The following is a 6,285-nucleotide window of genomic DNA, read 5'->3' as shown; positions in this document are numbered from 1 at the left end:
CGGGTTACCCACGGATTCAAGCCTGCGTTCGGCCAGCGTGTTTGACGGGGCGCCTAAGATCAAGATCAAAAGCCAGAGCACAGCGGCCTGACAGCCGGCTTGAGTGGTGTAGAGCAAAGGCAAACGCGGCGGCCTTAAAGCCGACCGGAGTTGCGTCTGTCGATCGCGGTCCAAATGTGGGAGGGGGCTTGCTCCCGATGGCGGTGGGTCAGTTACAGATGTATTAACTGACACACTGCTATTGGGAGCAAGCCCCCTCCCACATTGGGTTCTACCGTGTTCTGGTGATTGGGGCTTGCAAGTGCTCGGTGGGGAATGCCTTTGCATACACCTGGCACACCCTCAGCACCTGTTCATCGGCAAACCGCGCGCCCACTACATGCAGGCCCACCGGCAAGCCATTCGCCGCCAATCCACACGGCACCGAGGCCGCGGGCTGTTGGGTCAGGTTGAAGGGGTAGGTGAACGGCGTCCACTGTGTCCATTCCTGCAAGCCGGAACCCGGTGGCACGTCATGCCCGGCCTCGAACGCGGTGATCGGCATCATCGGTGACACCAGTACATCGTAGTGCTCATGGAACGCGGCCATGCGTGCCACCAGTGCGGCGCGGGCTTCGAGGGCTGAGTTGAAGTCATTCAGGCTCAGCCGCTCGCCGCGTTGGGCGATGCGCAGCAGGCCAGGGTCCAGCAGTTGTTTTTGCGCTTCGCTCATGGGCCCGGTCAGGCGGGCCGCGCCGGCTGCCCATAAAGTGCTGAACACCTCCAGGGGGTCGCTGAAGCCCGGGTCGATTTGCTCGACATGCGCGCCCAGCTGCTCCAGGCCTCGAACCGCTTGGGCGACCACCTTGGCCACCTGCGGGTCGACATCCACGTAACCGAAGTTGGGACTGTAGGCCACGCGCAACCCTTTCAAATCCGCTGCGCCCGACAACCACGGTGTGGTCCGTGGCGCACCGATCAAGCCATCCCGCGTGTCCGGCTGGGCGATGGTTTGCAGCATCAACACGCTGTCTTCCACCGTGCGGGTCATCGGCCCCAGGTGCGAGAGGAGGGTCATGGCGCTGGCCGGCCATTGGGGCACATAACCGAAGGTCGGCTTGATCCCGAAGGTGCCGGTAAACGCACAGGGAATCCGGATCGAACCGCCCGCATCGCTGCCCTGGTGCAACACGCCGAGGTTCAAGGCGGCCGCTGCCCCTGCGCCGCCGGAGGATCCGCCCGCCGTGGTGCGTGTGTCCCAGGGGTTGCGGGTGATGCCGTACAGCGGGTTGTCGGTAACGCCTTTCCAGCCGAATTCCGGTGTGGTGGTCTTGCCCAGCAGCACCGCGCCGGCCTTGCGCATAAAGGCGGTGAAGGGCGCGTCGATGTCCCATGGACCCTCGGCCGATGTGGTGTGCGAGCCCTTGCGGGTGGGCATGCCGACGGTCAGCGTCAGGTCTTTGATCGACGCCGGCACACCGTCCAGCGCGCCGCAGGGTTGGCCGTTGAGCCAGCGTTGCTCCGAGGCGCGCGCGGCCTTCAGCGCGCCTTCCGGGTCCACGTGGCAGTAGGCGTTCACCACCGGGTTATAGCGTTCGATACGCAGCAAGGCGTCTTCGGTGACGTCCACCGGCGACAAGGTCTTGTTGCGAAAATGCTGCAGCAGTTGCACTGCCGTCAGTTGCCCGATCTCGCTCATGCGATTTCCCCCTGGGCGGCATTGACCATGGCCCGCAGCAATACCGCGCAGCCCGCCGCCAGGTCGTCCGGCGCGGCGTTTTCGATTTCGTTATGGCTGATGCCGCCTTCGCACGGCACGAAGATCATCCCGGCGGGGCCCAGTTCGGCGACGAAAATCGCGTCGTGCCCGGCACCGCTGACGATGTCCATATGGCTCAAGCCCAAGGCCTCGGCGCCTTCACGCACGGCGTTGACGCAGGCCGGGGCGAAGTCCAGGGGTGGGAAGTCGGCGGTGGGGGTCAATTCAAACGTCAACCCGTGCCGGGTGGCAGTGGCTTCGATCACGCCGCGCACTTCATCGACCATGGCTTGCAGCGTGTCCGCATGCAGGTGACGCAGGTCGAGGGTCATGTGCACCTGACCGGGAATCACGTTGCGTGAGCCGGGGTGCAGGCTCAGGCAACCGACCGTGCCACACGCGTGGGGTTGTTGTTGATGGGCGATGCGGTTGACCGCGCTGACCACCTCGGCGGCGCCGACCAGGGCGTCCGTGCGCAGGTGCATCGGCGTCGGGCCGGCGTGGGCTTCGACGCCGGTGAACGTCAGGTCGAACCACTTCTGGCCCAGGCAACCCATCACCACGCCAATCGTCGTGGCCTGGTCTTCCAGAACGGGGCCCTGTTCGATATGCGCTTCGAAATACGCACCCACCGGGTGGCCGAGGACTGCGCGGGAGCCGGCATACCCGATGCGTTGCAATTCGGCGCCCACCGACAGGCCCTGGTCATCGACTTTGTCGAGGGTGTCCTGCAAGTCGAACTTACCGGCAAACACCCCGGAGCCCATCATGCAGGGCGGAAAACGCGAGCCCTCTTCGTTGGTCCACACCACCACTTCAATCGGCGCTTCGGTCTCGATGTTCAGGTCATTCAGGGTGCGGATCACTTCCAGACCGGCCATCACTCCGTAGCAACCGTCGAACTTACCGCCGGTGGGCTGGGTGTCGATATGGCTGCCGGTCATCACCGGGGGCAGGGCGGGGTTGCGCCCGGCACGGCGCGCAAAGATATTGCCGATGGCGTCGACACTGACGCTGCAGCCGGCGGCCTCGCACCATTGCACAAACAGGTCGCGGGCCTGGCGGTCGAGGTCGGTCAGCGCCAGGCGACACACGCCGCCCTTGGCGGTGGCGCCGAGTCGGGCCAGGTCCATCAGCGATTGCCACAGGCGGTCGCGGTTGATCAGCGGGGCGTTGCTCTTGAGCGGTTGCGCGAAACTATTCATCTGCAATCTCCGGTCAGGCACTCAGGGCCAGATAGCGGTTTTTGATGGTCGGGTCGGCGCGGAAGGCTTCGGCGCTGCCTTCGTACACCACGCGGCCTTGTTCGAGCACGTAGTGGCGGTCGGCAAGCTTGTCGCAGACCATCAGGTTCTGTTCCACCAGCAGCACGGGCAGGCCGTCGTCCTTGACCTTGCGCAGGATCTTCACCAGTTCGTCGACGATCACCGGGGCCAAGCCTTCAGTGGGTTCATCGAGGATCAGCAGCTTGGGGTCGTTGAGCAGGGCGCGGGCGATGGCGAGCATCTGTTGCTCGCCGCCGGACAGCGCGTGTCCGGCGTTTTTGCGCCGTTCCTTGAGGCGCGGGAACATCGTGTAGACGTCTTCAAGCTGCCAGCGGCTGGTTTTGCGCGCGGCGATGCGCAGGTTTTCCTCGACGGTGAGCAGGCGGAAAATGCCGCGATTCTCCGGCACCAATGCCAGGCCCTGGCGGGCGATTTCGAAGATCTTCTGGCCCACCAGCGCCTGGCCGTTGAAGTGGATCTGGCCCTGGCGCGGGCAGATGATGCCGAGGATGCTGCGCAGGGTGGTGGTCTTGCCGGCGCCGTTACGGCCGAGCAGCGTGACCAGTTCGCCGGGGTTGACGGTCAGCGACACGCCTTCCAGCACGTGGCTCTTGTCGTAGTAGGAGTGGATATTCTCGACGATCAGCATCAGGCAGCCTCCCCAAGGTATGCAGTGCGCACACGTTCATCGGCGCGCACGAATTCCGGCGTGCCTTCCACCAGGATCTGCCCGTGGCTCATCACCGTGATGCGTTGGCTGATGGACATGACAATGCTCATGTTGTGTTCGATCAGCAGCACCGTGTGGTCGCGGCCGAGGTCGCTGATCAGTTGGGTCATGATCGGGATGTCGTCGATGCCCATGCCCGAGGTGGGCTCGTCGAGCATCAACAGTTTCGGTTTGGAGCAGATCGACATGCCCACCTCCAGCACCCGTTGCTGGCCGTGGGACAACTCGCCGGCCAGGGTGTCGGCGCGGGCGCTGAGTTGCAGGCGCTCCAGCACTTGGTCGGCCATCTCCAGGTGTTCGCGCTTGCTGTCCACGCGGCGCCAGAAATTCAGTGCGCGGGCACCGTCACGGCCTTGGGCGGCCAGGCGCAGGTTCTCGCGTACGCTGAGGTTCTGGAACAGGCTGGTGAGTTGGAACGAGCGCGCCATGCCCAGGCCGACACGGCCGTGGGCCGGCTTGCGCATCAGGTTCTTGCCGTCGAAATGAATCGCCCCGGCGGTGGCCTGGCGTTCGCCGGTGAGGCAGTGGAACAGGCTGGTCTTGCCGGCGCCGTTGGGGCCGATGATGGTGTGGATGGTGCCAGCCTCGACCTTGAGGTTCACGCCATTCACCGCGTGGAACGCGCCATAGGCCAGTTCCAGGTCTTTGGTTTCCAGCAGGATGCTCATAGCCCTTCCTCCTTGGCGACGACGGCGGGTTTGCGGCTGCCGCGCACCTTTTCGAACAGCGACGCCAGGCCGCCCCACAAACCACCGCGCATGAAGATCACCACCAGGATCAGGATCACTCCCAGCAGCATCAGCCAGCGTGGCCACAGGTCGGAGAGGAAATCGCCGAGCAACACGATGGAACCAGCGCCCAGCAGCGAGCCGAACAGCGAGCCGGTGCCGCCGACGATGGTCATGATCAGGATGTTCTCGGACATCGCCAGGTCGATATTCGACAGCGGCACAAAGTGCAGCAGCATCGCGTACAACGCCCCAGCGATGCCGGTGACGGCGCCGGACAATACAAACACCAGGATCTTGAAGTGGCGTGTGTCGTAGCCGATGGCCGAAGCGCGGGTTTCGTTTTCGCGGATCGCCATCAAGGTACTGCCGAACGGCGAGGCGATGACCCGGCGGGCGCCGATGAAAATCAGCAGGAACAACACCGCGACAAAACCGTAGAAGACGCGGGCGTCGGCCAGGGACAGCAGCACCGTGTCACCCAGGCGAATCTCCGGGCGCGGCACGCTGAGCAGGCCGTTGTCGCCGCCGGTCCAGTCGCTGAGGGTGTAGGCGACGAAGTAAGCCATCTGGCTGAACGCCAGGGTCAACATCACGAAGTAGATGCCGGTGCGGCGGATCGCCAGGGCGCCGACCAGCAAGGCCAGGAAACCACCCGCGATGGCGGCGCCGAGCAACGCGGTGAACAGGCCCAGTTGCAGGTGGATCATCAGCAACGCCGCGCAGTAAGCGCCGGCCCCGAAGAAGATGCCTTGGCCGAACGATAGCAGCCCGGTGTAGCCCAGCAACAGGTTGCAGGCCAGGGCCGCCATGGCAAAGATCAGGATCTCGGTGGCCAGGGTCGCCGAGGGCAGTATCAACGGCAGGCCGATCAGCACCGCCAGCACCCACAGCAACATCGCGCGCGATTGCGTCTTGGCAAACGGCAGGGGATTTTTCTCGCTCATGTCAGGCTCTCCCAAACAGGCCGTAAGGACGTACCAGAATCACCACGGCCATGGCGCCATAGATCATCAGGCTCGCCCCCTGGGGCCAGAGTGTGGTCATCAGGCTTTGCACCACGCCCACCAGCAAACCGCCGACCAGCGCACCGCTGAACGAGCCCATGCCGCCGATTACCACCACCACGAAGGCCACGCCGAGAATCTCCGGGCCGACAAACGGCTGGGCGCCGCGCAACGGTGCAAACAGCACGCCCGCGACGCCGGCCAGGGCCACGCCGAGGGCGAAGGTCATGGAGAACAGGCGGAAAATATTGGTGCCCAGCAGCGACACGGTCTCGGTGCTTTCACTGCCGGCCCGCACCAGGGCGCCGAAGCGCGTGCGTTCCAGCAGCAACCACAGGCCCAGGCCGACCAGCCCGGAGAACACGATGAGGAACAGGCGGTAGTAGGGGTAGACGAAGTCACCCACCACCAGCACGCCGCGCAGCAGTTCCGGCACGGCCACGCTCTTGCCCACCGGGCCCCAGATCATCACGCTGGCTTCCTGGATGATCAGCGCGATGCCGAGGGTCACCAGGATCTGGAACATGTGCGGCAAGTGATAGATCCGCTGGATCAATAATCGCTCGATGACCCAGGCCAACGCAGCCACCACCAGCGGCGCGATCAGCAGCGCCAGCCAGAAGTTGCCGGTGAGGCTCACGGCGGTGTAGCAGATGTAGGCGCCGAGCAAAAAGAACGCGCCGTGGGCGAAGTTGACGAAGTTGAGCAGGCCGAAAATGATCGTCAGCCCGACCGCGATCAGAAAGTAGATCATCCCCAGCCCAAGGCCGTTGAGGATCTGGAACAGGTAAAGATTAAGCATGCAGGAACCCTCTGC

The 6,285-nt window shown here is 64.3% G+C and carries 6 protein-coding genes; all 6 read right to left on the bottom strand.

What is annotated here, in order from left to right; all coding sequences use genetic code 11:
- Positions 1 to 271 precede the first annotated feature (271 nt).
- Genes AC3ZU9_RS25675 through AC3ZU9_RS25650 form a run of 6 tightly spaced genes read right to left on the bottom strand, consistent with a single transcriptional unit; the run spans position 272 to position 6,270 of the window.
- On the bottom strand, positions 272 to 1,678 hold the full coding sequence (locus AC3ZU9_RS25675; protein ID WP_490091517.1) for an amidase: 1,407 nt from the start codon (positions 1,676 to 1,678) through the stop codon (positions 272 to 274).
- Positions 1,675 to 2,943 carry a Zn-dependent hydrolase gene (locus tag AC3ZU9_RS25670; protein WP_490091516.1) on the bottom strand — a complete coding sequence of 423 codons (1,269 nt, stop codon included), beginning with the start codon at positions 2,941 to 2,943 and terminating at the stop codon, positions 1,675 to 1,677. The genes AC3ZU9_RS25675 and AC3ZU9_RS25670 overlap by 4 nt, the downstream gene beginning before the upstream one ends.
- A gap of 13 nt (positions 2,944 to 2,956) precedes the next feature.
- Positions 2,957 to 3,652 (bottom strand): ABC transporter ATP-binding protein, encoded by a 696-nt coding sequence (locus AC3ZU9_RS25665; protein ID WP_015884779.1) that lies wholly within the window; start codon positions 3,650 to 3,652, stop codon positions 2,957 to 2,959.
- Entirely contained in the window at positions 3,652 to 4,401 is a 750-nt protein-coding gene (locus AC3ZU9_RS25660) for an ABC transporter ATP-binding protein (RefSeq protein WP_015884778.1), read from the bottom strand. The genes AC3ZU9_RS25665 and AC3ZU9_RS25660 overlap by 1 nt, the downstream gene beginning before the upstream one ends.
- Positions 4,398 to 5,408, bottom strand: a complete 1,011-nt coding sequence (locus AC3ZU9_RS25655; RefSeq protein ID WP_093541333.1) for a branched-chain amino acid ABC transporter permease — start codon at positions 5,406 to 5,408, stop codon at positions 4,398 to 4,400. The genes AC3ZU9_RS25660 and AC3ZU9_RS25655 overlap by 4 nt, the downstream gene beginning before the upstream one ends.
- Position 5,409: 1 nt before the next feature.
- The gene (locus AC3ZU9_RS25650) at positions 5,410 to 6,270 is read right to left on the bottom strand and encodes a branched-chain amino acid ABC transporter permease (protein WP_015884776.1); all 861 of its coding nucleotides are present in this window, start codon (positions 6,268 to 6,270) and stop codon (positions 5,410 to 5,412) included.
- Positions 6,271 to 6,285: the final 15 nt, after the last annotated feature.

The sequence above is a fragment of the Pseudomonas sp. A39 genome (assembly GCF_058145955.1).
This window is presented reverse-complemented; position numbering and strand designations above follow the sequence as displayed.